This window comes from Corallococcus sp. AB038B, assembly GCF_003668955.1.
Classification (GTDB): domain Bacteria; phylum Myxococcota; class Myxococcia; order Myxococcales; family Myxococcaceae; genus Corallococcus; species Corallococcus exiguus.
This window is the reverse complement of record NZ_RAWO01000383.1, coordinates 1-387: the sequence shown is the minus strand read 5'-3', so window position 1 is coordinate 387 and position 387 is coordinate 1. Positions and strand designations below refer to the sequence as shown.

The following is a 387-nucleotide window of genomic DNA, read 5'->3' as shown; positions in this document are numbered from 1 at the left end:
GACACCCTTCCGGGTGACTCGCCACACGACGACGAAGTGGTGCCGGTCTTGAAGATGCGCGATGGCCGGCAGGTCCACCGAGCGCAACAGCTCCCAGTCCGCCTGGACGCCCGTGGTGATGAACCCGAGCTGCTCACCCGTGCGCGACAAGTCCAACAGGCTGGTGCCATACCGGCTCACACCCGCGAGCTTCATCAGCGACGGGTAGTCCAGCTCGTGCCCGTAGTACCGCGCCACCATCCGCAGGCACGCGGCACCACAGTCCATGTGCTCCTGCTGTCGATAGAACGGCACCTGTTTCCACGGCGACGCGGCCGTGGGGCGCTCCGGCAGCTCCATCGAGGACTCCTCTTCGGGAGGTGCCTCGGGTGGAGCATTCACGTCCGT

The 387-nt window shown here is 66.4% G+C and carries 1 protein-coding gene; it reads right to left on the bottom strand.

The genetic code is table 11. The features are described 5' to 3' along the window. Window positions 1-387 (bottom strand): cysteine peptidase family C39 domain-containing protein (locus D7Y04_RS43635; protein WP_233601890.1); only part of this gene is annotated, 387 nt, incomplete at both ends.